Source organism: Rahnella sp. RFA10(1/100) (assembly GCF_004195115.1).
Lineage (GTDB): Bacteria > Pseudomonadota > Gammaproteobacteria > Enterobacterales > Enterobacteriaceae > Rahnella > Rahnella perminowiae.
Map to the genome: position 1 here is coordinate 1 of NZ_SEWR01000040.1, position 220 is coordinate 220.

Here is a 220-nt window from a genome sequence, read left to right on the forward strand (position 1 = left end):
TGTTTAAGCAAATCGAACTTTTAATTGAAGAGTTTGATCATGGCTCAGATTGAACGCTGGCGGCAGGCCTAACACATGCAAGTCGAGCGGCATCGGGAAGTAGCTTGCTACTTTGCCGGCGAGCGGCGGACGGGTGAGTAATGTCTGGGAAACTGCCTGATGGAGGGGGATAACTACTGGAAACGGTAGCTAATACCGCATGACCTCGAAAGAGCAAAGT

1 rRNA gene is annotated in these 220 nt (G+C 50.5%); it reads left to right on the forward strand.

Annotated features, from left to right (window positions below):
- Nucleotides 1–21: 21 nt before the first annotated feature.
- Nucleotides 22–220: ribosomal RNA gene (locus tag ETV65_RS24835) — 16S ribosomal RNA — on the forward strand; the annotation flags it as partial.